The 26,676-nt window shown below is 69.3% G+C and carries 15 protein-coding genes; 7 read left to right on the forward strand and 8 right to left on the reverse strand.

Going from position 1 to position 26,676, the window contains the following annotated elements; genetic code table 11:
- Positions 1–12: 12 nt before the first annotated feature.
- Positions 13–696: a roadblock/LC7 domain-containing protein gene (locus tag DB30_RS29675; protein WP_052555278.1), complete on the reverse strand. Its 684-nt coding sequence runs from the start codon at positions 694–696 to the stop codon at positions 13–15.
- Between the two features lie 5 nt (positions 697–701).
- Positions 702–1,997 (reverse strand): response regulator, encoded by a 1,296-nt coding sequence (locus tag DB30_RS29680; RefSeq protein ID WP_052555280.1) that lies wholly within the window; start codon positions 1,995–1,997, stop codon positions 702–704.
- 297 nt (positions 1,998–2,294) lie between these two features.
- On the opposite strand from DB30_RS29680, the gene DB30_RS29685 reads away from it, so the two are divergent.
- Positions 2,295–2,525: a helix-turn-helix domain-containing protein gene (locus DB30_RS29685; protein ID WP_052555282.1), complete on the forward strand. Its 231-nt coding sequence runs from the start codon at positions 2,295–2,297 to the stop codon at positions 2,523–2,525.
- Positions 2,526–2,645: 120 nt separating this feature from the next.
- Here the strand turns inward: DB30_RS29685 and DB30_RS29690 are convergent, their stop codons facing one another.
- Positions 2,646–5,528, reverse strand: coding sequence for a serine/threonine-protein kinase (locus tag DB30_RS29690; RefSeq protein ID WP_240480359.1), 2,883 nt, complete (start codon positions 5,526–5,528; stop codon positions 2,646–2,648).
- Between the two features lie 82 nt (positions 5,529–5,610).
- On the opposite strand from DB30_RS29690, the gene DB30_RS29695 reads away from it, so the two are divergent.
- Complete coding sequence (locus tag DB30_RS29695; RefSeq protein WP_052555286.1) at positions 5,611–7,392, forward strand: ATP-binding protein; 1,782 nt, start codon at positions 5,611–5,613, stop codon at positions 7,390–7,392.
- Complete coding sequence (locus DB30_RS29700) at positions 7,389–10,718, forward strand: hypothetical protein (RefSeq protein WP_052555289.1); 3,330 nt, start codon at positions 7,389–7,391, stop codon at positions 10,716–10,718. The genes DB30_RS29695 and DB30_RS29700 overlap by 4 nt, the downstream gene beginning before the upstream one ends.
- Before the next feature lie 9 nt (positions 10,719–10,727).
- Here DB30_RS29700 and DB30_RS29705 read toward each other — a convergent pair whose 3' ends face one another.
- The 3 genes from DB30_RS29705 to DB30_RS29715 all read right to left on the reverse strand — a co-directional run bounded on the left by DB30_RS29705 (position 10,728) and on the right by DB30_RS29715 (position 14,879).
- The gene (locus DB30_RS29705; RefSeq protein WP_146661181.1) at positions 10,728–12,470 is read right to left on the reverse strand and encodes a hypothetical protein; all 1,743 of its coding nucleotides are present in this window, start codon (positions 12,468–12,470) and stop codon (positions 10,728–10,730) included.
- Positions 12,471–12,680: 210 nt separating this feature from the next.
- On the reverse strand, positions 12,681–13,280 hold the full coding sequence (locus DB30_RS29710; RefSeq protein WP_052555293.1) for a hypothetical protein: 600 nt from the start codon (positions 13,278–13,280) through the stop codon (positions 12,681–12,683).
- A 78-nt stretch (positions 13,281–13,358) separates the two neighbouring features.
- Positions 13,359–14,879 carry a phytoene desaturase family protein gene (locus tag DB30_RS29715; protein WP_052555295.1) on the reverse strand — a complete coding sequence of 507 codons (1,521 nt, stop codon included), beginning with the start codon at positions 14,877–14,879 and terminating at the stop codon, positions 13,359–13,361.
- A gap of 107 nt (positions 14,880–14,986) precedes the next feature.
- Between DB30_RS29715 and DB30_RS29720 the strand changes: the two genes are divergently transcribed.
- Both DB30_RS29720 and DB30_RS29725 read left to right on the forward strand, forming a co-directional pair.
- Positions 14,987–17,089, forward strand: coding sequence for a hypothetical protein (locus tag DB30_RS29720; RefSeq protein ID WP_052555297.1), 2,103 nt, complete (start codon positions 14,987–14,989; stop codon positions 17,087–17,089).
- On the forward strand, positions 17,055–20,663 hold the full coding sequence (locus tag DB30_RS29725; protein WP_165704010.1) for a sulfatase-like hydrolase/transferase: 3,609 nt from the start codon (positions 17,055–17,057) through the stop codon (positions 20,661–20,663). Before DB30_RS29720 ends, DB30_RS29725 begins: the two co-directional genes overlap by 35 nt.
- Positions 20,664–20,719: 56 nt before the next feature.
- Here the strand turns inward: DB30_RS29725 and DB30_RS29730 are convergent, their stop codons facing one another.
- Together DB30_RS29730 and DB30_RS29735 are read right to left on the reverse strand one after the other, a co-directional pair.
- On the reverse strand, positions 20,720–21,118 hold the full coding sequence (locus tag DB30_RS29730; RefSeq protein WP_052555304.1) for a hypothetical protein: 399 nt from the start codon (positions 21,116–21,118) through the stop codon (positions 20,720–20,722).
- A 120-nt stretch (positions 21,119–21,238) separates the two neighbouring features.
- Complete coding sequence (locus DB30_RS29735) at positions 21,239–23,677, reverse strand: S46 family peptidase (protein ID WP_052555306.1); 2,439 nt, start codon at positions 23,675–23,677, stop codon at positions 21,239–21,241.
- 598 nt (positions 23,678–24,275) lie between these two features.
- On the opposite strand from DB30_RS29735, the gene DB30_RS29740 reads away from it, so the two are divergent.
- Together DB30_RS29740 and DB30_RS29745 are read left to right on the forward strand one after the other, a co-directional pair.
- Positions 24,276–25,004: an RNA polymerase sigma factor gene (locus DB30_RS29740; RefSeq protein WP_205633099.1), complete on the forward strand. Its 729-nt coding sequence runs from the start codon at positions 24,276–24,278 to the stop codon at positions 25,002–25,004.
- Entirely contained in the window at positions 25,001–26,641 is a 1,641-nt protein-coding gene (locus DB30_RS29745) for a FecR domain-containing protein (protein WP_052555310.1), read from the forward strand. Before DB30_RS29740 ends, DB30_RS29745 begins: the two co-directional genes overlap by 4 nt.
- Positions 26,642–26,676 lie beyond the last annotated feature (35 nt).

A 26,676-nucleotide genomic window follows, 5' to 3' on the forward strand; every position in this document is an offset into this window, starting at 1 on the left:
CTCTGACTCGTACTACCGCAGGGCCCCGGCGCGGCGCAGGATCCCCTGGACCTCACCAACGAAGCCGTTGCGTCCCGTTGGGTCGTCGCTCATCGTCTCGGACAAGCCATCGAGCAGCAGCGGCAGCGTGTAGTTGGAGGGGTTGCAGCACAGCAGCCACTCGCGGATCTGCTCGTGCATCTCGGACCGGGTCTGAGCTTGGTCCGCGCCGCGACGCTTGCGATAGGTCTGATAGACGCTCTCGATCTCGAGCAGCACGGGGCCGAGCGGGCTCGCGAGCAGCTCGCCAACTTCATCGTCGCCCTCGTGCACGCCGACCGCGATCGCTGGCGCCTCGGGCTCGCCACGCATGACCCGGAGCATCCGCGCGACCTCGACGTCGAGCAGCTCGCGGACCGGCTGGGTCTCGGCGTCGCGATCGAGCAGGACCACCAGGACATCCTCGGCGAGCGGACGCAGCATCATGCGCGAGGGCCCAAAGTTGATCAGCAGCTCGCGCAGCGGCGAGTTGGCGGTCGTCGACGCGACCACCAAGCGGCGCACGGTCTTGCCCACGTCGGTTGCGACCGCGGGCTGCAGGTGGGCGTGCTCGGTCGCGCCAACGGGGCCGTCGGCGGTCGCGAGCATGGCTCCGCGCACGCCTTGGACAGCGGCGATCTTGTCGAGGAGCTGGAGCACTTCTGGGATCGCGCTCATGACGTTCAGTCGAGACCCATGATCTCGTCACGGACCTGCTCGGGGTTGAAGCTCGCCTCGATCGAGAGCACGGCCGAGGTCGCGCCCATGCCAACCATGATCAGCTGTTGGCCAGTCTCGGACCGCGCGATGACGCCGTCGAACACGTTGTAGCCAAGCGAGCGGGCGATCCGTGCAGCGCCGCGCATGTAGAAGCCCGCCAGCGTGACCAGCGAGCTGTTGCCGCCCATGCTCTCGGCCAGCACCTTGCCCGTGCTCGAGATGATCGCCACGCCGTTGACACCCTCGAACTCGAAGAACTGCCCGAGCATGAGCTCGCGGGTCTCCGGGTCGTCGAGCAGACCCATCGCGGAGTTCTGCGGCTCGGGTGGAGGCGGAGGCGGAGGCGGCGGCGACCGCATGTCGAAGGGATCGTTTGGCTCGACAGGGTGCGCGGGGTCGGACTGGGTTGGATCGAAGGGATCGAACCCGCCGGACGGCTGCAGGTCCGCGTCGGAGAGCGGCGACTCGTGGTCATCGTCGTCGTTGAGGTCGGCGAACGAGCTCTCGTGCTGGTCCGACGACGATGGTGGTGGCGGCGGTGGCTCGGGGTCTTGGCCGAGCGTGCCCTCGTCCATCTGCCGGGCGGCTTCCATGAGCAGCCCGGTCGCCGAGCCCATGATCGTTCGCTTCGGCGGGTCGGTGTAGAACACCTCCGTGAAGGTCCCGCGCCCGACCGCGAGCACCTTGTAGAACGCGGTCTCCCCCGTATAGGACTCGAACTCGGCGTGAACGATGTCGCCGTGCTCGAACCAGATGTGGCCCTCGCTGATCGGCGTGACCACCTTGACGAGCTTGTCGCGGCCCGAGAGCGCGACCATCTGCACGTAGTCGAACAGCTCGACCTCGATCGAGTTGCCGTAGAAGCCACGGCGTGGCCCAAGCTCTTCGACCAGCTCGATCAACTTGCTGAGCTCGACGGGTTTTTCGAGGATCCCGATCGAGGCCTGGTTGCCGTAGATCTTGCGGAACTCGGGCGTGATGTAGGCCGAGATCACCAAGATCTTGGTGGACGGGCTGTAGCTGCCAAGCCACTGGATCAGCTCGAGCCCATCACCGCCCGGCATGCGCAGGTCCGTGACCACGGTGTCGTAGGGCTGAGAGCGCAGCCGCTCGATCGCCTGTCGCACGGTGCTGGCCGAGTCCGCGAGGTGACCGGAGCGGCGCAATACCCGCTCAATGGCGAAGCGGAGGTTGACTTCGTCGTCGACCACCAACACGCGGATCGCGGACAGCGCTGACGCACGGCTCGTCTCCGACACAGAAACCGCATCTTACTTCGATGCTGGCCGTGGCCATAGGGCCAGCAAAATCGCGCGGCGAAGCATCAATGTGAGTGCATGGGTGATCCACCATGCGGACGGGATACCTGGTTAGGTTCTAGAGGTAGCATGATTGTCAATGTTGCATATTCGCGCGGTCTGTAAACTATGATTCATAACATCTAGACACCAAAGTGACCTTTTGTGGCTCTTCTTGATCTTAGGTACATGTATTAAGTGTGACCTAGCGCCCCGTTTTTTCTTTACACCGCATCGTGATCCAACTATTGTCGCTGCATGCCGATCGTTCTCGATTCCCTCAATCTCGCCGAAGCAGAACGGAAGCTCTGTGAGGAAGCACTCGTAACTGCTGGTAGCATCGTGGAGGCCGCCAACCTGCTCGGGGTCACGCGGCACGCGCTCAAGCGCCGGATCCTGAAGCACCAGATCGAGTGGCCGCGCCCGCGGGTCACGCCCATGCGAGTGCCCGAGCCCCTCCTGCACCGAAGCGCCATTGCAGCCTTTTGAGTGGAGGCTTCCACATTCCACCAGCGGCCCGCTCTGGGGGCCGTCACGCCCTGACCCGCCGGCGCTTCCCTGTCGCTGCCTCTCGGGGCGTTCGCTTTTAAGCCGCTCGCGCCCAAGGTACTAGTTGCACCGCTCGCGTAGCGCACGAGTCTCGATGACCTCGGCATGTTCGGCGCCAAAGCTCGCCGTCCAGATCTCGATCGCGGCGTCGAGGTGGGGGATCGCCTCGACCGGGCGCCCAAGCTCGAGCAGCGCGCGCGCGAGCAGGCGCTTCGACTGCGCGACCATGGTGTGTTGCGGACCGAACACTTGGAGATGGGTCGCGAGCGAGCGCTTGGCGAGGCCGCGCCCGCGCTCGAGCAGCGCGGTCCGTCGCCGCGCTTCGGTCTTGGGTAGCGCAGCGAGATTGACCAAGTTCTTGCCGAGGTTCAGCTCGAGCAGCGCGGTCATGGGGTGATCGGGGCCGAGCGCGGCCTCGTTGATCACGAGGGCCCGCTCGAGCAGATCGATCGCCTCACCGAAGTGATCGAGGGCGCCGTGGACGGTCGCGTAGTTGCTCAGTGAGAGCGCGAGCGAGGGGTGCTGCGGGCCGACCTGGTGCTCGAGCATCTGAAGCCCGAGCTCGAGCTCGGCCAGCGCCCGGTCTTCGTGCTCGTGCCCAACGCGGATCAGGATCGTGCCGTAATTGATGTGAGCGGTAGCGAGCGAGGTGGACGCTTCGTCGCCATCGTGGAGCTCGAGCGCGCGCTCCAACGACGCGGCGGCGTCGGGGATCTCGGCGGCGAAGTAGTGGGCGATGCCGATCGCCGTGTGGACCTCCGCGAGTAGATCTTTGCGACCGACGCGATCGGCTTCTGCGAGCGCGTGCTGGGCCCAGCCGCGGGCCGCGTCGAGCTCGCCGAGCCCGGCGGCGAAGGTGTAGACCAGCAGCGAGGCCGCGAGGACCGAGACCTCGTCTTGGCTGCCTCGGCGCGCGGTGTAGAACGCGGCCTCGAGCGCCGCGCGGGCGTCGACGAACTCACCGCGCTCTTGCCGGACGCGGCCGAGCGCGAGCCCAGCCTCGGCCAGGGTTGGTTGCCACCCCAGCTCCTGCGCGCGGGCCAGGGTCTGCTCGGCGAGCGGCAGCGCGTCGTGGCTCTTGCCGCCGTCGACCATCGCTTCGATCTGCGCGACGTCCTCACGCACGCGATCGACCGCGGCGGCCACCGTGGGATCGTCGGGCGGTCGCAGAGCCGCGGTCAGCCAGGTCTGGTCCGCGCACACGTCGAGGCTGGGCAGGGCCTCGACCGCCTCGATGGTCTTCTCGATCACCGCATCATCGGCGTGGTCGAGCACGTCGATCAGCGCCCCAAGCCGGACCAAGCGCTGATCCAGGCAAGCCATGCGCAGATCCAAGAGCTCGGCGGATTGCTCGTGGCGCAGCTCGGTCGCCTCGCAGGCGTCGACGCGCGCGGCGATCCAGTCTGCTGACCAGGCGTCGAGCTGGGCGCGGGCCCGCTTCCATGTCTCGGTGGCGTAGACCAGCTCGCTGCGCGCAAACACCTTGTCCAACTCGAGCGCGCGCGCGTCAGACCACAGCTCCTGCAGCTGCGTGCCCGCGTGCTCGCAAGGTGGTGGCGGCGGGACCGGGACGGGTGGTTGCAGCATGATCGCGGCGCCTGCAGCCGCGACCGCCAGGGCGAGCGAGCCAAGGCCGAGCACCCACGGTCGCCGCCGGGAGATTGGATCATCGGCGAGCGCCCGCAGCAGCGCGTGCATGCTGGGCCAGCGCAGCTCGGGCTTGGCGGCCAAGCCCCGCTCGAGCGCGCGCCGGATCCGGGTTGGGACCGCGCGGGTCGAGGGCGGCTCGACCAGCTTGGCGTTGGAGATCGCAAACAGCAGGGCCAGCGGCGAGTCGCCGCTAAATGGACGAACGCCGTAGAGGCACTGCCACGCGGTCACGCAGTAGGAGAATTGATCCGCGCGCGCATCGGTCACGTCGCCGCGCAGCTGCTCGGGGGCCATGTACGCCGGGGTCCCGAGCAGCGAGCCGGCCATGGTCAGCTCGGACTCGAGCACCGAGCGGTCTTCGAGCAGCGTCTGGGGCGGGACCCGACTGGCGTGCTCGGGTGACGCGGCGGGGTTGGGTGGGTCGGACACGGCCGGCGTCGCGGGGGCCGGCGACCGCTGCTCGTGGATGACCGCCCGCAGCGCGCTCGCGGACGCGCTCGCGGGCTGGAGCTGGCCGTCGGTGGACGCGCCGAGCGAGTCGCCCCCTCGGGCCGCGCGGGCGAGCCCGAAGTCCATCACGCACACGCGACCGTCGTCGCCGATCATCACGTTGTCGGGCTTGAAGTCGCGATGGATCAGGTCGTGGTCGTGGGCAGCCGCGAGCCCGCGCCCGGCCGCGAGCAGGACCTCGAGCGTCTGCGACCAGACCCGCGCTGGGGCGGGGTGGCTTCGCTTGGCGCCGTCGCGTTCGATCCTCGCCCAGCCGCGCAGGGTCTGACCTTCGATGAACTCCATGGCCACGAACACGCGATCGTCGAGGCCCGCGAGCGAGCCGGCGTCATGGACCGAGATCACGTTGGGGTGGGTCAAGCGGGCGAGCGCCTGGGCCTCGCGCTGCAGCCGTTGGCTGTGATCCTGGCGGTCGCCGTGGAGCAGCTTGAGGGCGACCTTGCGATCGAGGTTGGGATCCCACGCGGCGTAGACGACCCCCATTCCGCCCGCGCCGACGCGCTCGAGGATCACATAGCGCCCGACCTCGTCGCCGCGGGCGAGCGGGCGCTGGGTCGCGCCGCTGCGACGAGCTCGGTGCGTTGGCTGCTGGTCGTCGCCAAACTCGACGCGGGTCGCGTGCTCGGGGTCTTGCGCGGAGCTGCTCTCTGCTCGGGCGAGGGCTGCTCGCCCGCTCGCGGACGCGTTCTTGGACTGGTTGAGCCTGGGCAGCGAACTGGGGGCTTCGGGGAGGTCGCCGACCAGCGTGCTGTCTTGCGACGGCGGCGTGTCTGCCGGCTTCACCGCGGCGAGCATAGCAGGCGCCTCGTGTCAGCGGCGGGGTGATGGGCGCGGCGCCGGTCATCTGGCACACTCGCAGCGGCCGATGTCCGCCGCCGAAGTCGACGCGTTGCTCGAGCGGTTGGTCGCGCAGTTCGAGTCACCCTACGACTTCCTGCGCGAGCTGGTCCAAAACGCGATGGACGCGGGTAGCGATCGGGTCGAGGTCACGCTCGAGACCCACCCGCTCGATGGCAGCAGCGACGAGGTCATTTTCGAGCTGACGGTCATCGACACCGGCGCGGGCATGGACGAGGCGATCATCGATCAAGAGCTCACGCGCTTGTTCTCGTCGGGCAAGAGCGGGGATCGGACCATGGCCGGGGGGTTTGGGATCGGCTTCGTCAGCGTGTTCGCGTGGGAGCCAGAGGCGGTGCTGCTCCACACCGGGCGGGCGGGCGAGAGCTGGGAGCTGGTGTTTCATGGGGATCGGAGCTTCGAAAAGGTCGCGGTCGAAGACCCGATCGAGGGCACGACGATCTCGCTGTTTCGGCGCGGACGCGCGACCGAGCGCGAGCCGATCGCGGAGGCGATCCGCGACAGCCTGTGGCGTTGGTGTCGGTTCTGTCCGATCGAGCTCTCGTTCGAGGATCTCGGCGGCGACGAGCCGGCCGAGCTGATCCAAGACTCACCCGAGCCGACCGAGCTCGGGCTTGGGGCCGGGCTGACCCGCGCCGAAGTCCGCGGGGAGTCGACGCTGCGGGTCAGCTTCGCGGTCCCGCCCAACGCGGTGTTCTTGCGGCGCGGCCTGATCCTGGCCGAGGGCGGGCCCAGGCAGCTCATGGCCAAGGTCGCCGATGCGCTCGGGGCCAGCGCCGAGCACCTGCAGATCTGGGCCGACAGCCCGCTGTTGCGGACCAGCCTGGCGCGGGACACGGTGCTCCACGACGAGGGCCGCGACGCGGTGGAGGGGCGCTTGCTCGCGCTGTTGGACCAGCTGCGCGAAGACTTGCTCGCGCGGCTCGAGCAGCTCGCGGCGACTGGCGACGGCGAGCTCGACGAGGCTGACGCGCCTGACAACCCGGCCGTGGACCCGCGCTGGACCCACGAGCGCCACGCGATCTACGGGGCCCTGCACGCGCACCTCGAGCTCGAGTATGGCCACCTCGAGCGCAAGGTTCGGTCGCGCGCGATCCTGCGAGACGTCGCCCACGGGTGCGCGGTTGGGCTCGCGGTCGCGGTCCGGACCATGGGCGGGCGGCCGCTGCTGGTCGTCGCGCCAGCGGCCCTGCGCGCGGGTGGAGCGGGCGAGACCGAGACCCCGATCGCCGCCGGGCTCGCCCGCTTGGTCCGTGACCTGCGACCGACCAGCTTCCCGGTGCTCGCGGGCGACCTGCGAGACGATCGCTCGTGGCTGACGGCTCTGACCGCGCTCACGGGCACCGAGCTGCTGCCGGTCGAGCGAGCGATCGCCCGGGTCGTGCCGCGCAAGGGTGAGGCGGCAGGTCTGTGCGGCGTGGTCGAGAGTCTGCTGCGCGGGCTCGGCTTCGAACAGGCGGTGGTCTGCGTCGGTGAGTTCGTGGATCTGCTCGGGCGCCCCGAGCACAGCCCGGTGTTTGGTCCCGAGGTGTTTGGCGCCGCCGCGCCGCTCGCGTTTCATGGCGGCCGCACGATCCCGGCCTCGAGCCTGGCCCGGCGAACGGTCTGGCTCAACCTCCACAACAGCCTGGTCGAGGCCGCGATCGATCGCTTCACCGAGCGCCCGCTGGTCGCAGGCTTGGCCCTGACGTGCGGCCTGCTTGGCCACTTGGATCACGCGCCCGAAGTCAGCGACGTAGCGAAGCTCGCCGAGCAGCTCGAGCGCGACAGCCAGGGGGCCCGCAAGTGACGCGCGCGGCCCTGCACCCTGGGATCGCCGCGCTGCTCGAGAGTCGGCGGCTCGGCAGCCTCGCGGACTCGCGCCATCGGTTCACGGTCTCGCGCGAAGAAGCGCTGTTGCAGCTGCGCAAGCAGGCCAGCGAGCGCGACGACGGGCCGTGGGACTGGACCTTGCTGCTGGTCCGCGCCGCGAATGCCATGAGCGAGATCCCCGAGGCCCGGGTCGAGCTTGGCGAGGGCGCCGACGAGCAGCTGCGGGTCACGACGATCGACGTGATCACGCCCGGCACCTCGTTCGACGGGCTGGATCTGACCGACATCCTGGCCGGGGCGCTCGAGCCCGACCTGGGTGAGCCGGTGGGCGGGGGGGATCCCCACCTGCGTGTCGGCCGGTTTCGAATGCTGATCGGCCGGGCGATCAACGCCGCGCTCGCGCGCGAGCCGATCGCCTTGGAGCTCGAGACCCCAGTTGGCGGGCGTCGCTTCGAGCGGCGCGAGCAACTCAGCGAGGGGCGCGATCCCTACATCGAGCGCAAGCTGGGCCCGTGCGTCGGCAGCAGTCGGTTTGTCGTGCGGGTGACCGAGCCGCGCCCCGGCCTGAGCTCGCGCCTGGGTCGGTGGTTGCGGCGCCGCGGCGAGGTGACCCAAGAGCTCGCAACCTTGTGGCGATCGCAGCGGCTCGCCGATCGCGACGTGGACAACCTGGGTGAGGACGGCGCGCTGAGCTTGGGTCCGGCGCTGCAGCGGGCGCCGGTGATGTTCGGCGAGCACGCGCTGTATGGACCGGCGCGGGCGGTCGCCTCTGACGAGGGGGGCGGACGCGAGTGGGGCTCGCTGTTCCTGGTTCGCGACGGCCTGCTGCTTGTGGATCTGGGCCCGGCGCTGCGCGAGCAGCAGGTCGACGTGGGGAGCTTGGTCGGGTGGATCGACTGCCCCAAGCTGCGCCTGACCGCCGACGAGCGCAGCGTGGTCCGCGACGCCAACTTCGAGCTCCTGGTCGCTTGGCTGCACGACTATCAAGGCCGCAGCGACGGCCTGGGTCAGGTCAGCTGGCCCACGGGGTTGAGCGACGGCCTGACCTGCGCGAGCGGCCGCCCGGTCTCGCTCGCGCAGCTGACCGAAGACGCCCGGCGCGGTCGCGAGCTCATCTATGTGTGGCGCCACCAAGCCGGTGAGGTCCCCGCCCACGCGCGGGCCCAGGTCGTGGCCCTGGCGCCGTCGCAAGAGCTGTTGCTGCGCGAGCGGTTTCCAGAGCTGCGCTTGGTCCCGCTGCGCGCGCTCGGGGGGCAGGGCGACGTCGATCCGGCGGATCTCACCTCACTGCAGGCCGGCAGCTACGAGGCGCTGGCGCTGATCAAGGACAGCCCGATCAACACCGGCGAGGACCAGGGCGCGCTCATGGTGGATCTGCGCGTCTCCGTGGACGCCTACGTGCACCGGGCCGCGACCGCGACCACTGGCTTCATCGTGATCCTGGCGTACGAGCGCCGGGTCGCGCAGATCCACGAGCACGCCAAGGTCATCCCCGGCGTCACCTTGATCTGTCGGGTCCGCGGCGAGGGCTCCGAGCTCGACGTCGCCAAGCTGCGCCGGGATCACGCTGCGATCGGCAAGATCGCCGATCTGTGTCGCGTCCGCGTTCGGGCCCACTGGGAGGCGCTGTTGGTCCACGCGATGAGCCGCGCCAAGCCGTGGGAGAACCCGCTGTTGCGCTCGGCGCTCGACGGCCTTGGTCCGCGGGCGATCGATCTTCGCTACCAAACGACCGAAGACGGGCTGCGCCTGGGTTGGCGCGACACGGTGTTGCTCGACGTCGAGCTTGGCCGCGCGCTGATCCGGTCCAATCAGCTCGGGCCGGCGAAGACCTTGCGCGACGCGCTTCGTCAGCTGCGCGAGCGCGGCTTCGTGCTCGTGGCCCACCCGCACAAGCGCTACGATCGCCTGATCTCCGATGATCCGCGGCTGTACCCGTGGCTGCTCCACGACGACGCCGCGCGGGCGCTGTTGGTCCGGGTCGTCGGGGCCGCGACCGTGCTCGACATGCCGGTCGTCGCCGAGGCGCACCCGCTGGTGGTCGCGCATCCCCTCGAGGACCAGCGCCACCTGCTGCGCGGACGCGAGACGATCGAGCGTGACCTGCAGCGCAGCCCGACCGATCCGCTCGCGCGTCAGCGGCTGCTTGGCCACCTGCTGGTCGCGCGCGGGCTCGGGCTGGATGCGCAGGGGCCCGACGCGCAGGGGCTCGAGACCGTGCCCTTGTTGGATCGCTATGATCCGCGCGCGCTCAGTCCCACGCGCTTGGTCAGCCTGGCCTCGGTGCTGAGCGAGTGCCCGCGGCCTGGCTTGGTCCCAGCTGGCGCGGTTCACCGTGAGCTGCCGCGGCCGATGCTCGAGGTCGGCCCGGGGCTCGCGGATCTGCTCGCGCAGGTCGAAGACTTGGAGCCGGGATCGACGGCGCGGACCAGCGGCGAGTCCGTGGTCACGATCGACGATCCCCGCGGCGAGCGAAGCACCACCACCGCGATCCGCCGACGCGCCCGCGGGGTTCCACCGCTGCTGGCGAGCTCGGTCGTGCACGCGTTCGTGATCGGTCGGCTGCAGGTGGCCGGCGACGCCAGCTCCGACGGGATCGGCCTGTGGGCGAGCGGGCTGCGGGTTGGCGAGCTCGAGCTGCCCGAGCCGCTTGGTCGGGTCTCGGGTCGGCTGCTGCTCACGCCCCAAGGGCAGCGGGTCGGCCAGGCCCGGATCCGCGAAGAGGTCACCGCCCAGGCCCGCACGCTGCTGGCCGACGCGCTGCGCCAGCGCACCTTGCTGCCGCCCGATGGGCCCCAGCGTCGCCGCTTGGATCACTTTGTCGAGTACATCCGCGGGGCCGTTCAGGTCGAGGATCGGTTTGGGCTCGCCGAGGAGCTGGGCCTGACCGAGCCCGAAGATCGCGGCAAGCGGGTCGCGGCGCTGCGGGCCATGTCGCTGAGCGCCGCGCCGCTGCGACCCTTGAGCGGGCGCCGTGAAGGCACGCTGGCTGAGGTCGTGCGGCTGAGCCTGGCGATGCGGGTCCACTTCGACACGGCGATGCTCTCGTGGCGCGCGGCCAAGCTTGGCAAGCGACGCCGCGATGGCTCGCTGGAGATCGAGTTTGGCCTGCGCAACGCGTGGATCCAGCGTGGGCTCGACGCCGATGGGGATCTGCCGGACGTGGAGCATCGGCGGGCGGCGCTGCTCGCTGGCGTGTTCATCATCGCGGAGTTCTTCGCCCAGGCGGGCGAGCGCGACGACGTCGAGCTGGGCCCCGAGCACCTGGTGGTCGCGCTGTGGCGGCTGTTGAAATTGTCCTGAGCCGCGCGCTCAGGGGGTGGCGTCGCGAAGGGTCGCCGCCACGCGCAGCAACCCGGGCCGGGGGCGGCTCATGCTCAGGTCGCCAAGCTGCACACCAAGCTCGTCGGCCAACAGCTCGCGCAGGGCGAGCTTCGGCAAGTTGCGGGCGCCCGGGCGCAGGTGGGCGTCGATCCGGTCACGAACCTCTGCCGCCTCGAGCACCTCCGAGAAGCACCCGCGCAACGCCCGACCGGCGCCCGACTTGTCTGGTAGCGCGCAGGTGATGTCCAAGCGATCCAAGCTGCCGATCAAGCTGAGCTCGCCCGCGTCGGGATCCCAGCTCGGGCTCAGGGTCCCGGCGGCGCCAACGAACACTTGCCCCCACGGTTGATCGTCGACGCCGGTCAGCGTGATCTGCAGGCCGCCCAGGCCGTAGGCCCACCCGGCGTCCGGGCCACCAACGGGGGTCAGCGTGGGCGGCCGGGTTGGACGCAGGCCCCCCAAGCGCAGCGGCGTCCAGCTCTCGAGCTCGTGGTTGGCGTGGGCGAGCACCCGCTGCTCACCGATCAGCTCGGCGAGCAGGCCATTCGCGGTCCACTGGGTCACGAGCGCGTTGACGAGATCGATGCTGAGCTCCACGCGAAGATCCTCGCCCGCGCCGAGTGGTTCAGCGGTCGGGGTTGCCCCGGTGATCAGCGGGCCGGGCACCCCCAGGTCAAAGCGCGGTGGCCCAGCTTCGGGGGCCGGCACGATCCACAGGCCCGCGAACAGACCCGTCGCGCGCACGCCTGTCTGCTCGCAGAACCCAAGGGCGACGCGCGAGCTTGGCTGACCCTGCACCAGCTCGACGTGGGTGGGCAGCAGCTCGGTGCCAGACAGCTGCGCGAGGCCGTCGTCGATCTGCTGGCGGACCAGCTCGCGGGCCTTCTTGGTTACGACCTTGTCGGCCAAGTACCAGCCCGCGGCGGCCCCCACTGGCGCGAGCGGACCCCCGATCAGGCCCCCGATCAGGGCACCGCCGCCCGCCCCGATCCCGCGGGCCTTGTTGCGCAGCGCGCCGCGAAAGTCGACGTCGCCCAGGGTCACCAGCTTGGCGTAGAGCTCGCGCTCCTCGACGATCGCAACCACCACGACCCCGCTGACCGCGAGCGTGTTGACGCCCGTGACCTCGAGCTCGAAGTGGACGACGTCGTCGCGCAGATCAAGCTTGGCCGTGCTCAGCTCGGTGTCCGGGCCCATGTGCTCGTTGGCGCGCAGAGCCGGCAGGACCTCGCGCTCGAGCATGGGGATCACCAAGCTGCGGACCAGCTGCGGCGACGCGCTGAAGGTGGCCCCGCATGGCTTGGTGTTCGAGTTGGGGGCCGCGAACCGTCCAACCAGCACGCTGTCCACGACCCGCTCGCGGCGGCCGCCCCGGCGGTTGAGCCCGACCTCGACGAAGTGCCAGCCGGGCGCGCGCGAGAGGTCCGCCAAGGGCAGCTCGAGTTGGCCACCCTCCGCCCGATCACTGGCCACAGCCGCAGATCCATCCACCTGCAGGGTCACCCGCTCGCGCTCGCTCGCCGGTTGCACGCGGCCGCGCCAGGTCAGCAGGGCCGGGCTCGTCGCGCCAGCCGTGGCCAGGGGGATCACGCGGCTGGGTTGGTCCACGACGACCGCGAAGCTCTCGTGGCTCTCGGCCTGGTGCTCGAGCACCGCGCCCCCCCGCCACAGGATCATCACCGCGAGCCCCAGCCCCACGAGCCCGGGGACGAACCGTCGCAGGCGCTGCACGACGGCATTGAAGCACACCTCCGGGGCCGGGGCATCGACGCCGCGCGCGGGCGATCTGGGTCGCTGTTCGACTTGGTCACCGAGCAAGTCGGCGAGACGATCAAGTCGATGACCGAGTCGCCGATCCGCTGGACCTTGGTCGCGTTCCTGGACGTCCCCTGGAAGCGCAACCTGTCCAAGCAGATCGACTTGTCGGTCCGCGAATGGCCGCTACTTCGCGGGCATCGGGATCGAGTTGATGATCTTCTTGCAGTTCTCGAGCTGCGACGCCGGACCCCAGCACTTGGTGTAGTTGTCGGGCCGGAATCCAAGCACGAAGATCTTCCCGTCGGTCTCGCGCGCGAGCTCGACCACGTGCACGCCCGCTTCGTTCGTGGCCGCGTTGGTGATCTCTGCGTTGCTGGCGGTCCACTTGGTCGCCTTCTTGGCCTTGTCCAGGGTCTTCTCGCCGCCGATGGTCTCGTAGTCGATGTACAGCGCCTCGAGGCCGTCGGCGGTCAGCGGGAATTTGTAGTGGCCGCCCTTCTCGCTCATGTTCGTGGACTCGGCGCCCTTTGGCATCAACATCTTGCCAAGGAAGGGCTCTTCGAATTCCTCGAGGATGACTTCACCGGGGGTCGCCGCTGGGGGCTCCTCGGCGGGGGGGGCGTCGGCGGTGGGCTTGGTCTTCTCGGGCTGCTCGGGCTTTTCGGCCTTCTCGGTCTTCTCTGCTTTGTCTTTGTCTTTGGCTTCGCCCTCGGCGGGCTTGCTGTCACAAGCAATGCAGATGAACGCGGCGGCTACGATGGTCGGGAAAATTCGGGCTTGCATGATGGTTCGACTGGGATAGCGAAGCGCACTCTAGCGGCGGGGAGCCGAAAAGGTCCAGCGGCGTTCGTGCGAGTGTGACTACAGATCCCGCAGCAGCATGTGGGCCGCGTTGTAGCCACACATGCCGTGCACGCCCGCGCCCGGGTGCGCGTACGAAGATCCCAGATACAGCCCTTTTACGGGCATGCGATAGCGAAACCACGGGAACACCGGCCGGAACAGCAGCTGGCGGTGCCAGGCGTTCGAGCCCCCGCCCAGATCCCCGCCGATCAGGTTCGCGTCCATGTGCTCGAGGTCGGCAGGCGAGACGGCTCGGCGGGCGAGGACCCGATCACGAAAGCCAGGCGCGAGCGCCTCGATGCGGGCGTCCACGGTGTCGGCGAAGCGCGCTTTGATCTCTGCCCAGTCGCCTTCAGGGGCGTGGTTGGGCACCCGCGAGTAAGCCCACAGCGTGTGCTTGCCCGCCGGCGCCCGGCTTGGATCCGACAGGCTCTGCTGCCCGATCACCAAGTACGGGTTGCTTGGCAGCGCGCCGCCGCGGACCTCGTTGGTGAAGCTGCGCAGATCTTCCAGGCTGTCGCCCGCGTGCACGACCGCGGCCTCGCGGGCCAGCTCGCAGCTCCACGGCACCGGACCATCCAGCGCCCAGTCGAGCTTGAAGGTGCCCCAGCCCTGGGCGAAGTTCGCCATCTTGCGGACGATCCGGCCCGGCAGGTGCTTGGCGTCCACCAGCCGCCCCAGCAACGCGGGCGCCGAGGTGTCGCTGAGGATCCCCTTGCTCGCGCGCAGCTCCTGCCCGTCGGCCAGCACCACCGCCACGGCCCGGTTGTCACGCACGACGATCGACTTCACGCGCGCGCCCAGCTGAACCTGACCGCCGTGGCTCTCGAGCTTGCGGATCATCGCCGCCGTGATTGCCCCGGCGCCACCTTCGGGCACGCCGTAGCCACCGGTCGTCGCCATCACCGCCAGCATGTAGCCGATCCCCGATCCAAACATGTCGTCGGGCCCAACGTCGGTGTGCAGCGCCAGCCCAGGGATCACGCGCTGTGCGGGCTCGGACTCGAACCATGCCTTGGACAGTCGCGCCCCGCTGCGCATGAACGTGGCCGCGAGCCGGAAGATCGCAAACGGCAGCAGCCCAAGCGCCGGGCGGATCGCCGGAAAGGTCTTCAGCATCGCCGGGATCAGCGACGGCTCGATGTTCTGGTGCCACTCGCAGACCCTGCGCATGCGGCCGCCGTCCTGCAACGATCCAAAATTGCGCTCGACGATGTCCAGATCGCGCGCGAGCACGGCCACGCTGCCGTCCGGCCCGGGGTGCGCGCTCTCGATCGGCGCAAAGGTCCAGCGCAGGCCATGCTCGTCGAGACGCAGATCCCGAAACGCCGGGCTGGCCTGCGCGAACGGAAAGAACGCCGCCCCAACATCGTGAACGAAGCCCGGCAGCGTCCCGGCATCCGAAGCCAGGGCGCCCCCCGGCCGATCCGGGTGGGCCTCGACCACCAGCACCCGCAGCCCCGCGCGAGCCAGCACACACGCCCCCGCGAGCCCATTGGGCCCCGCGCCGATGACAACGACCTCGGGATCGCCAGACACGGCTGGGTTTATACCCCCTACCACAGGCGGCCGCTTCGCCTCCGCGCCTGCAGGTGGCGAAGTCCAAGGTCTCTGTGGGGGTCCAAAACCATGGCAATGTCGCGCCCATGCACGCCCTGCTTGGACTGCTATGGCTCGCCCCGGCCGCTGAAGAAGCACCCTCCGGGATCGACGGTCTGCTCGGCCGGTTCGCGGATCCCCAGCAGACCTACGCGACCCAGCTCGACATCGCGACCTTGATGGTCGTCGTGCTGCTTGGCGCGCTGGTCTGGCGGTGCTTCCGCAACCGGCCCAAGCTGCTCGAAGACGTGGCCCCGGCGCTGAGCAAGCAGCTCGACGACCCCAACTTCGTGAGCTGGGCCAACCGGATCATCTCGGGGGGTCTGGTCGTGATCGCGCTGTGTGCGTCGATCAACTACTTCTACGGGACCCGCAACAACGGCGTGTACGTGCATCGCTGGGACGCCTTTCACACGGTGATCGGCGTCAAGTACCACAAGGAGCTCGGCTACTTCGATCTGTACAAGTGCGCCTACGCGGTCGACCGCGCGGGGCCGCACCATTTTCGCGCCGTCAAGCAGATCCGCGACCTGCGAACCCGCGAGATGGTCGACCGCGAAGAGCACATCAAAGACAACGACTGCGAGAGCCGCTTCACCCCCGAGCGGCTCGAGGAGTTTCGCCATGACCTGGCCGAGTTCGGGACCTGGTCGTCCAAGCGGCAGTGGCGGCGCTTGATGAAGGACAAGGGCTTCAACGGCACGCCCTTCTACGCGACCGTCTGCAAGCTGCTGGTCAACCCGATCGACGTCAACCTCGACAGCCTCAAGCGGCTGGCGAAGATCGATCCGTTCTTGATGATGGTCGCGTTTGGCGCGGTTGGGTGGGCGTTCGGGGTGCGCCAGGCCGCGATCGCGGCGATATTTTTCTGCGTGTTCTTTCCCAACCGGTTCACCCACATGGGCGGATCGATCCTGCGCTTCGACTATATAGCGACCTTGCTGATCGGCTTTGCCGCGCTCAAGAAAGACAAGTGGGGTCTGGCGGGGGCGATGTTCGCGTGGGCGACGATGGTCCGGGTGTTCCCGGCGATCTTCGCGGTTGGCGTGGTCATCAAGATCGCCAGCGACCTGGTCCATACCCGCAAGCTCCGCGAGGAGCACTGGAAGTTCGCGGGCTGGTATGGCGGCACGCTCGCGCTGTGCTTCGTGATCAGCCTGATCGGCATGGACGGCGGGGTCGAGAACTGGCGGACCTGGTACGAGAACATGAAGATCCACAACTCGACCTCGGCGTCGTTCCGGGTCGGGTTCAAGCACCTGTTCATGCTCGACGGCAAGGTCACGGGGGGCAACTACGGGCTCAAGCAGGCCAATTTCAACGCCCGCAGCGGCTACTACTGGGCGGCCGTCGCGTGCCTGTTCGCGCCGCTGCTGACCAGCGTGCGCCGGCTGGACATGGTCAGCTTCGCGGCGATGTTTGGGGTGTTTGGGTTCTTCTTGCTCGCGGTCGCAACCCGCTACTACCTGGGCGTGGTCGCGATCTTGTTCCTGGTTGACCGCAAGCTGCTCAGCAACCGCTTCATGCTGATCATGGGCATCGCGCTGTTCGCCTCGGCTGGGTTCGACTTCTTCTACTTCGAGCTCAATGACAGCGACTCGCTCATGTACAACATCATCGTTGGCGTGGAGCTGACGATAGTGATCGCGCTGCTCGGCAGCTGGCTGCTGTTCAACCCCTCGCTGCTCGATGTTGGCGATGACCCGCGGCTGCCCACCCACGTGCCCGCGCAGCTAGGGGCCGCCGCCGTCGCGCTGCCGCTGGACTCGCCCAAGAAGAAGGCCAAGAAGAAGAAGGCCAAGAAGAAGATCGCGCCGGCTGAAGCCGACGTCGAGACGGAGGTCGTCGAAGGAGGGCGCGAGCAGGCCGAGGCGCTCGCGCAGGCACAGAGCGACCCAAGCCCCGAGCTCGCGGACCCCGAGCTCGAGATCGACACCCGGTCCGCGTCCAAGCCTGGCATGGATCGGCTGGGCGTGACGGTCCCCGATGGGCCCGTCAAGGCAGTGCTCGAAGCCCCCTCCGAGGACGGCGAACAGGATCACTCCAGCAGCTCGGGGCGTTCAGTCGTCAACGAAGGCAACGCGCCTGAGCCGACTGAGCCGACTGAGCCCACTGATGCGAGCGCGGAGGCCGACGACACGAGCTCGTGAGCTGCTGGTGCTCGTTGGCGTGGTGGTGGCGTTGCTGCTGGCGCCACGCCCCGCACTGGCCGCGCAGTATGGCTGGGCGCTCGAAGCCGAGGCGACCCCGGCGAAGCTGTGGGTTGGGACCGACGCCGAGGTCACGATCACGATCCGCAACCTGGGCAGCCAGGCGTGGGCGCCCCGCTTGGGTGACCGGCTCTCGTATCACTGGCGCAGCGAGACTGGCGAGCTGTTGGTCCGCGATGGCCTGCGCACCGAGCTGCCCGGGTGGGTCCGCCGCGGCGAAGCGGTGACGCTGACGGCGAGGGTGCGACCCCCCGACGCGCCGGGTCACTACCAGCTCGAGTGGGCCATGGTCCGCGAGCACGTGACCTGGTTTCCGCCGCCCCTGGACGGGCCGATCTTTCACGCGCTCGAGGTTGAAGTTGGCGAGCTTGATTGGGCGCCGATCTCGGTCGAGCTGCCAGAGCGGCTGGTCGCGGGCGAGACGATCGAGGTCCCCGTGCGCGTGGGCAACCGCGGACAGATCCCCTGGGACTCGCAGCTGGGTGACGCCCTGGCCTATCACTGGTGGTCCGACGAAGGCCAGCTGCTGGAGTTCGACGGGCTGCGCACCATGTACCCGAGCGTGGTGGAGGCCGGCGCCGAGGTGGATCTGCAGCTGCGCCTGCGACCGCCGCAGCTCGAAGGTTCCGAGCCGCGCCGCGTGTGCCTCGAGCTCGAGCCGCTGCGCGAGCGGGTGCGCTGGTACGGGTCCAAGCTGCGCGACGCGTCGTCGCAGCTCGCCTGCACGTGGGCGCAGCCTGATCCGCTGCGGTGGCAGGTGATCGACGATGACTTGCCGGGCAGCCTCGCGATTGACGACCCCGAGCAACGCGTGAGCGTGACGCTGCGCAACACCGGTCGCGAGGCGTGGGCCGAGGGGGATCAGCTTGGCTACCGCTGGCGCGCGCTCGATCAGGGTGAGCGCGGCCTGATCGACGGCGCCCGCACCGACCTGCCCGGATCCGTCGAGCCCGGCGAGTTCGTCTCGCTCGACGCCCGCCTGGTCGCGCCCGAGCACCCCGGGGGCTACGAGCTGATCTGGGGGATCGTCCGCGAGGGCCAGCGCTGGTACCCCGAGCCGTCTGGCGGCAACGCGCGGCGCCGGATCGAGGTCACCGGCCCACGCTTGGCCTGGGGCTTGGTCGAGGCCACGTCGCCGCGCCACGTGTGGGTCAACCGGACCACGCACGCCGAGATCGAGCTGCAGAATCTGGGCACGCAGGCCTGGTCCGAAGCCAGCGGGGATCACCTCGCGTATCACTGGCTCGACGCCGACGGCGAGGTCGTTGAGTACGACGGTCTGCGCACCAACTTCGCCGCGCCCGTGGCTCCCGGTGAGCGCGTGCGCGTGCGCGCCAAGCTGCGCGGGCCGGAACAGGCCGGCCGCTATCGCCTGCAGTGGGAGCTGGTCCGCGAGCACGAGCGCTGGTATGGGCCGCCGGTTGATCTGGGGCTCGAGCCTGCGAGCTCGCCGAGCTCGCCCAGCTCGCCAGTCATTCGCGCGACGTGGCTGGCGGCGGCGCTGGCGATCGGCCTGGGTCTGATCACGCTCGCGGGGCCGGTGGCTCGGCGTCGCTGGCCGCCCACGAGCGCGCGCGCGCAACGGCTGGTCGAGCAGCTCCCCCTGGTCTGGGCTGGCGCTGCGATCTGGCTGCTGACCCTCGCCTTCCACGACTTCTCCGGGATCGAGGCGTGGAAGTGGTCGAGCGCGCTGGCGGGCTCGGGGGTGTGGTTGTTCGTCGCCGTGGCTGCGCTGGCTGGCGGGCGCGCGCGGGCCTACGTGGCGGCGGTGCTGGTGCTGGGTCTGGCGGTCTTGGGCCTCGCGGATCTGGTCTACATGCACTACTTCGGCAGCATCGTGCCGGTTGTTGCGCTGACGGCCTCGCACCACCTGGGCGAGGTCGGCGACAGCGCGATCGCGGAGCTCGAGGGCGCGTGGGGGTGGCTGGCGGTGGTGCCGATCACCGGCTTGATCGCCGCCGCGATCTGGCCGGCCGTTCCCGCCCGAGATAGCGCTAACGCCAACGCCGACGCGCCCTCGCTGCCCGCCAAGCTGTGGCGGCGCCTGGGCCCGCGACTGCCCGCGTTCGTGATCTGTCTGGTCCTGGCCAGCCCCGCGCTGATCCGGCTTGGCGTCGCGCTGGGCGGCAGCTTGGGCGCGCGGGTGTTCTCGGAGCAGGCGATGGTCGGCCGGTTTGGCTACCTCAACGCGCACCTGTTCGACCTCGCCCGCACGCTGCGAGAGCGCGGGCGTCGGGGCCAACCGAGTCAGGCCGAGCTCACCGCGATCACGACCTGGTTTCAGGTCCGCGCCGACCAGGTCGAGCGGGCGCTCGCCGCCGCCAACCCCCGCCCGGCGCCGACCGGCGACAACCTGCTGTTGATCCAAGTCGAGGCCGCGCAGAGCTGGGTGATCGGGCTCGAGGTTGGGGGCCAAGCGGTCACGCCCTTGCTCAATCGCATGCGGAGCGAGGCCGACTGGTACCCCTACCTGATCGACCAGACCAACCAAGGCAAGACCTCCGACGCCGAGTATGCCGTGCTCAATTCACAGCACCCGCTTGGCGAGGGGGCGATCTGCTTTTTGCGGGCCGACAATCAATTCTTCACCCTCGCGCACGCACTCCAAGCCCAGGGCTACGCGACGATCTCGGCGCACCCCTACAAGCGCGGGTTCTGGAACCGGGCAGTGCTGCACCCGCGCTACGGGTTTGAGCGCTCGCTGTTTCGGCGCGAGCTTGGACCGGGGCAAGAGACCGGCTGGGGTCTGGCGGACGGGGTGTTCTTCGAGCGCTTGTTGGCCGAGCTGAAGGCGCTGCCGCAGCCGTGGTTTGGGTTTGCGATCACCTTGTCGCTGCATCACCCCTACGACGAATTCCCGGCGCAGCTGAGCGAGCTCGAGCTTGGCGCGCTCGAGGGCACGCGGGTGGGGAACTACTTGCAGGCGATGAACTACTTCGATCGCTCACTCGCCGAGCTGCTCGAGGGCCTCGACGACGCCGGGCTGCTCGATCACACCGTCGTCGCCCTCTACGGCGATCACGACGCCCGCTTCGAGCTCGACGAATACCCCGAGGTGATCGAGCTCGCCGGCGCCGAGGGATGGGACCCCGCGCTGTTTCATCGGCTCGAGCGCGTGCCCTTGTTCGTGCGGGTGCCTGTCGAGCAGCGCCCGCCCTACGGCAGCGTGGAGGTGACCGGCGGCCAGGTCGACGTTGGGCCCACGCTGCTGCACGCGCTCGGGCTCGAGCGACCGCCCGGGTTCGTCGGGCAGCCGTTGTTGCCAGGCATGGAGCCGGCCGGGTTTGCGGCGTATCCCGATGGCTCCGCGTTTGGGCCGATCACGATCGACGGCGGTCGGATGTTCGTCGCGGCTGGGCACGGGATCCCGCGCGAGGGTGGGTGCTTTGAATTCCCCGAGGGCGGCAGCCGGCCGCTGGGCGAGTGCGAGGCGCTGGCCGAGCGCGCGCGCGAAGAGCTGGCGACCTCGCGGGCGGTGGTCGACCACGATCTGCACGTGGAGCTGTCGCGCTAGCGAGCTCGACGTTCAACCTCGCCACGCGTCGTCAGGTGCGTCTGGGGCCGCCCCTCTCAGCCGACTTCGCGGGCGAGGTTGCGCAGGCGATTCACGATCTGGCGAGTTTGTGTGTCGCTAAACAGCCGCCGCAGCTCGGCCTCAAACGCCTCCTGGTTCGAGCACTGCATGAACGGGGCATCACTGCTGAAGATGATCTCGACCGGAAACCCCGTAATGACGTGCCGAACCTTGAACATGAAATATCGATAGTCGACCTCCGTCGAGCGCAGGTAGAACGAGTGCTCGAGCTTGTCACCCGTGCTGCGGGTCTGGAGCTCGCCGACGACCTTGCCCGCGGTGCGATCCCCGAGCTCTCGCCCAGCCTGCTCGAGAATGAGCTTGGGGGTGTCTTCGGGGGCGCCGTCCTCGTCGAGGTTCTCGGGCCAGAGGGGGGTTGGGGTGGACTCGCCCATGCTCCGTCGCCAGTATGCCACATGCTCGCTACGGTGAACTTGGCGCGCGGGTTCGGGCGGCCAGAGCGACGACGACCTGATCTTCGAAGCGCTCGAGTGCCCGCGGCACTCGGCGCGCGTTCACGCTTCGCCGGACATGTTTCGCCGGCGAAGGCCGGCGAGGCCCAGCAGACCGAACAGCAACACCCCGGGCGCCCACGGCTGATCGTCCACAACACACCCGCAGCCGGCCGCGCTCGCGGGCTTGGCCGCGGTGTCAGCTTTCGCCCCGGCTCGCTCGGCGCTCGAGCCACTGCCATCGTTCGCCTGCTCAGTCGCATCGCCCGCGTCGCCCTTGGGCGCGGCGCCCTGAAAGTCGGCGAGGCCAAGCTCGGTCAGCAGGTGCTCGGCGCCCTCGACCTCGTCGAGCATCCAATACAGATACCGCGCGTCGACGATGATGTTGCGCGAGTGGCTGGCCCGCCACAGGTAGTCGCCCGCGACGTTCTCCCAGACCCGATCGAAGTTGAAGCCGACCAGCTCGCCCTTGGCGTTGATCACCGGCGACCCAGAGTTGCCGCCGGTGGTGTCGCCGTCGGCCAAAAACGCGATCGGCACGTCGCCGAGCTCGGCGTCGATCCAGCGGCTGGTGCTGGCGGTCTTGGCCTTGGCGAGCACGTTGTCGGGCAGATCGAATTCGCCGGCGTCCCGGTGCTTGGCGACCGCCCCCGCGAGCACGGTCTGCGGCGCCTGGGTCTGATCGTTCCACTTGTCGTAGCCCTGCACGGTCGCGTGAGACAGGCGCAGGGTCCCGTTGGCGTCGGAGTAGAGCGAGCTGCCGCGCATCCGCGAGATCAGATCGAAGTATTGGGGCTCGAGCTCGAGCAGGCGGCCGCGCTCGGCGTCCTTGATCTTCGTCAGCTCGTCGAGCTCCGGCGCCAGCGCGCGCGCGAGCACCACCATGGGGTCCTTGCTGGCTTTGATCTTGCTCGGATCCTCGAACATCTGCTCGAGGGCCGCGGCGTCGGCCAGGGCCGAGCCCTTCAGCGCGGCCTTGGCTGCGACCAGGTAGGGCTCGGGGGGGCCGCTGACGCCGTCGCGCCGGGTGGGCATGCCACCTTGGCCCTTGGCGGCGCCCATGATCTGATCGAAGCCGGCGATCCGGCGGCCCTCGAGCATGTCGGCGTAGGCCAAGAACGAGGCCAGCAGCTCGACGTCGACCTGGGCGTCGTAGTCCTTGGTCAGCTGCTCGAGCCGATTCCAGACCCGATCGCGGTCGCGGTCGCGGTAGCCCGACTTGCGCTCGACGTCGGGCTTGGCCCGCTGCTGCTCCCACGTCACGAGATCCCGCGCGATCACCAGGCTGCGCGGGGCGTAGTTCAGGCTGTCGAGCAAGAACGACCACGCCTCGCGGGCGCGCCGGGCCTCGGTGATGCTGGCCAGCGCCTCGAGGGTGGCCAGCGCCTCGGCGTCGCCGGCCTCGAGCATCCGCCGATCCTCGGCGTCGCGGGTGGCCGAGAAGTTCGAGCGATCGAGCCCAGCGATCTTGCCCGCCGCGTTCTTGTGGCGATTGGCCAGGCTCTTGGTGAGCGCCGCGACCTTGATGCCCACGCCTGCGTCGCGCTCGCGGGCGGCCTCGAGGATCTCGATCCACTCGCCGTACATGCGCACGCGCATGGGTAGCCACTGCTGGTAATGGCGCGCGAGCTCGGCGGACCACAAGTAGCGATCCGTCAGGCCCGGGTAGCCAAGCACCGCCACGAAGTCGCCGGGATCGACACCCTGCGCCGAAGGCCGCAGCCACTGGCGCGGGCGATAGATCAGGTTCTCGGGCGCGTACTCGGCCGGGTCGCCGGTCGGGTTGACGTAGGCGCGCAGCAGCGAGAAGTCGCCGGTGTGGCGCGGCCACATCCAGTTGTCGGTCTCGCCGCCGTACTCGCCGATCGCCGAGGGCGGCGCGTAGACCAGGCGCACGTCGCGAAGCTCGACGTACTCGTGCAGCTCGAACAGCTTGCCGCCAAAGAACGCCGAGACGCGACAGTTGCGGAACTTGCCCGCGGCCTCGCAGGTGTCGACCAGCTCGTTGCGGGCTTGATCATAGGCGCGGGCGCGGTCGCCATCGTCCTCGATGCCCTCGAGCTTGGCGTGGATCTGCGCGGTGACGTCGGTGATGTTGCGCAGGATCTTGATCGAGCGACCCGTCGCCGGCAGCTCGTCACCGCGGGTCTTGGCCACGAACCCATCTTTGAGATAGTCGTGGTCGACGGTCGAGTTGGCCTGCAGGGCCCCGTAGGCGCAGTGGTGGTTGGTGGCGATCAGCCCGTCGGCGCTGACGAACGCGGCCGTGCAGCCGCTGAAGTTGACGGCCGCCCGCATCAGGCCGCCGGTCTTCTCGTCGCCCGCGGGATCCCACAGCGCGCTCGCGTCGAGCTTCAGGCCGGCCTTGGCGGCCTGCGGATGGATCTCGGCGATCTGGCTGGGCTTCCACTGACCCTCGTTGGCGAACGCGGCGTGAGTGGGCACGAGCAGCGGCGCGCACAGGCACGCGAGGCACAGCGGGATCGAGACGAAGCGCGACATGGGCTGCAAGTCTCTACCAACCGACCCGCGTTGCAAAACCCGTTGCTCGAGTGCCTTCGACTCGGGCAACGGGCCCGATGGTGTGCGTTCGCCAACGACGGGCCTTTGTTGGGACAGGCGGGCGCTCCAGCAGCTGGATCGCCATTACCAAGGCACGCGCGTTCATGCGTTCATCATCACGTATTCGTTGCCCGTCAACTCAGAGCAGCTCGGGGATCAGGTCGCCTCGGCGAACCGCAGATCCGCCACGATCGCGCCTGCGAGCTGGGCCCGACGCGACAGCGAAGGATCGATTGCAGCCGCGTCCCTACCCGCGGGCGAGCTCCGCGTCGACCCGCGCGACGGCGATCAGGGCTCGAGCCCAGGGGCCGAATCGGCGCTGGCGGCACCTTCGGTGTCGGTTCCTGGGTGCCCCCCACAGAGACCTTGGGCTTCGCCGACTGCAGCCGCTGACGCGTCTGGTCGCTTCGCCTCTCTGTCTCGAGCGCCAGAACTCGAGTTTGCTCGACCCAGCAAGTTTTTTCCGCCCGCTCGCGGCGCTTGGCTCCACGTCTTCACAGAGGTGTTACTTCACGCGAAAGACCGCTACTGTGCGGTCGTGGTGGCGGCGGCGATACGTCCTCGGGTACCGCCGGTCGAGACCACCAGCTCGGCCCGCGCCGTCCCTGCGCAGGCGCCCGTCAGCGATCCCACCGCAGACTTGGACCTGATGAGCAAGGTCGCCGCGAAGGTCCCCGAGGCCCAGCGCGAGCTGGTCGAGCGTGTGATCGGCCAGGTCCGGGCGCGCGCTCGCAAGTTCACCCACAGCGAAGCAGACGCCGACGACGCCACCCAGACCGCGATCATGGAGGTCCTGCGCGCGGCCAAGAATTTTCGCGGTGAGGGCAAGCTAGAAGCGTGGTGCGATCGGATCGCCGTTCGCACGATTCTTCGCCAGCAGCGGGGCCGCGTCCGCACGCTCGCCAGCCTCACCGACGTCGATCCCGATCGCCTCGAGCACCCGCGGGCGAGCCACAACCACCTCCACGAGCCAAGCCTGCGGCGGTTTCTGGACGAGCTGTCCGCGGATCGCCAGCAGGCGCTGCAGCTGTGGGCGGTTGGGTTCACGATCGAAGAGATCGCCGCGCAGACCGACACCTCGCCCAACACCATCAAAGATCGTCTGCGCATGGCCCGTCGACAGCTGCGTCAGTGCTTGCGTCAGCGCGAGGCGATCGCGTCGAGCAACCTGGCTTGCTCGCGGGTCATGTCGAGCCCGTCCGGCAAGCCGAGCAACCTGGTCATGTCCGTGATGCCAATCAGGTCGATCACCAGGAAAGCGACATGACCCGCGAGCAAGCCAAGTTTGGCGGCGACGCCCGGCGCTGGGAGGCGCTGATCGATCGGGAGACCGTGGGTGAGCCGCTCAGCGATGACGAGCGCGCGTTCGTGCGCGACTACGAAGCCGAACACCCCGAGTGCGCGAACGAGCGCGAGCTGTGGACGCTCGCCCTCGATGCGCTCGCAGACGCAGACGCGGACGCGGACATCCCCACCGACTCGCACGCTGATCTCGACCGGCTTGGGACGCAGGCGTTGGCGGCCTTCCGCGCAGAGCAAGCCAGTCCTGCGTTGCAGCTGCGTCCTCGTTGGCGGTCGCGCGCGACCCTCGGGGCCGTGGCGGCCATCGCGGCTGCGGCCGGCTTGCTGGTGTGGCTGGGCGTGCGCGCAGACCCTTCAGCGCAGCTCGGTGACGCCGGCTCGCGCCAGACAGATCCACCCACGCAGCCCAGCAAGTCCAGGCCAACGCCCGATCGTGATCAGGCGTTGGTCGACCCGGACACGGCTCCGGTCGACCCCGCTGGCGTGCTCAGCATGACAACGTCACCGTCGCCACTCGGCGCCGCGGTCGGGCCGGGCGCGAAGCTGTCGGTGCCGGGGTGTGTGTCGTGGACAAACCCTGGCGCGGTCGTGTGCTTCGAGGGCGCGCTCGAGCTGCCGAGCACCAGCGACCTCGGCCAGCGACGGGTCCGCCTCGACGAGGGGCGCTTGGTCGCCGCCCTCGATCCGCTGGGCCCCGGTCAGCGCTTCACGATCGACACCGTGCTCGGCAGCGTGACCGCGATCGGCACCGTGTTCGCGGTCGAGAGCCACGAAGGACGGGTGTGGGTGACCGTGCTCGAGGGTCGCGTGGAGCTGCGCGACCCCAGCGTGCGCGTGCTCGAGGCCGGCCAGCGCACCAGCATGCGCGGCGAGATCAGCAGCGACGAGCCCAGCCCCGTCGAGGTCACGCCCACGGCCCTCGCCCAGCTCGTGGGTCTGGCCGAGCTGCTGCGGTCCTCGCCTGGGTCGGCGCAGCTGTCGATCCCCGCGCGCGGCGAGCTCTCGCTGCAGCTCGATGGCCACGCGCTCGGTGGCGGCCGCATGGATCTCTCACTTGCCGCCGGTGCCCACGAGCTGGGGGTGTTCGATGATCGCGGTGAGCGCCTCGCCCAGCACGAGCTCGCGCTCGACGATGCCAAGCCGGTCGAGCTCGCGGGCTTGCTGGCCAGCATCGCCACAGCGCCCAACGGCCAAGCCCGGCCCGACCCCAAGCCGCCAACCCCCAGCGCCAAGCAGCTCGCCGAGGCCGCCCAGCGCGAGCGCGCCGCAGGCCACCACGCCCAGACCGCCAGCTTGTACCGGGCGCTGCTCGAGCACTATCCAGACAGCCCCGAGGCGGTCAACGTCCCCGTTCGTCTGGGCGACTTGCTCGCTTCGACCGGGGATCACGAGGGCGCCCTCGCTGCCTACGAGCTGTACCTGCAGCGCGGGGCCAAGCAGCTCGCGCCCGAGGCCGAGCTTGGCCGGATCTTGGCGTTGCGGGCCCTGGGACAGCGCGCGGATGAGGCCGCGGCGATCACCGCCTACCTGCGCGCGCGGCCAACCGACTACCGCCGCCCCGAGCTCGAAGCCCGCCTCATCCGCCTCACGGGCTCGCTCTAGTCCCGAATCAAGCGCTGCGCGCTCGACTCGGGCCT

Origin of the sequence: Enhygromyxa salina (assembly GCF_000737335.2) — a bacterium.
Classification (GTDB): domain Bacteria; phylum Myxococcota_A; class Polyangia; order Nannocystales; family Nannocystaceae; genus Plesiocystis; species Plesiocystis salina_C.

Bases quoted from the DNA above. Each gene is read 5' to 3' on its own strand.
- DB30_RS29675 (WP_052555278.1), bottom strand. From the start codon at position 696: ATGAGCGCGATCCCAGAAGTGCTCCAGCTCCTCGACAAGATCGCCGCT.
- DB30_RS29685 (WP_052555282.1), top strand. From the start codon at position 2,295: ATGCCGATCGTTCTCGATTCCCTCAATCTCGCCGAAGCAGAACGGAAG.
- DB30_RS29695 (WP_052555286.1), top strand. From the start codon at position 5,611: ATGTCCGCCGCCGAAGTCGACGCGTTGCTCGAGCGGTTGGTCGCGCAG.
- DB30_RS29710 (WP_052555293.1), bottom strand. From the start codon at position 13,280: ATGCAAGCCCGAATTTTCCCGACCATCGTAGCCGCCGCGTTCATCTGC.
- DB30_RS29720 (WP_052555297.1), top strand. From the start codon at position 14,987: ATGCACGCCCTGCTTGGACTGCTATGGCTCGCCCCGGCCGCTGAAGAA.
- DB30_RS29725 (WP_165704010.1), top strand. From the start codon at position 17,055: ATGCGAGCGCGGAGGCCGACGACACGAGCTCGTGAGCTGCTGGTGCTC.
- DB30_RS29730 (WP_052555304.1), bottom strand. From the start codon at position 21,118: ATGGGCGAGTCCACCCCAACCCCCCTCTGGCCCGAGAACCTCGACGAG.
- DB30_RS29735 (WP_052555306.1), bottom strand. From the start codon at position 23,677: ATGTCGCGCTTCGTCTCGATCCCGCTGTGCCTCGCGTGCCTGTGCGCG.
- DB30_RS29745 (WP_052555310.1), top strand. From the start codon at position 25,001: ATGACCCGCGAGCAAGCCAAGTTTGGCGGCGACGCCCGGCGCTGGGAG.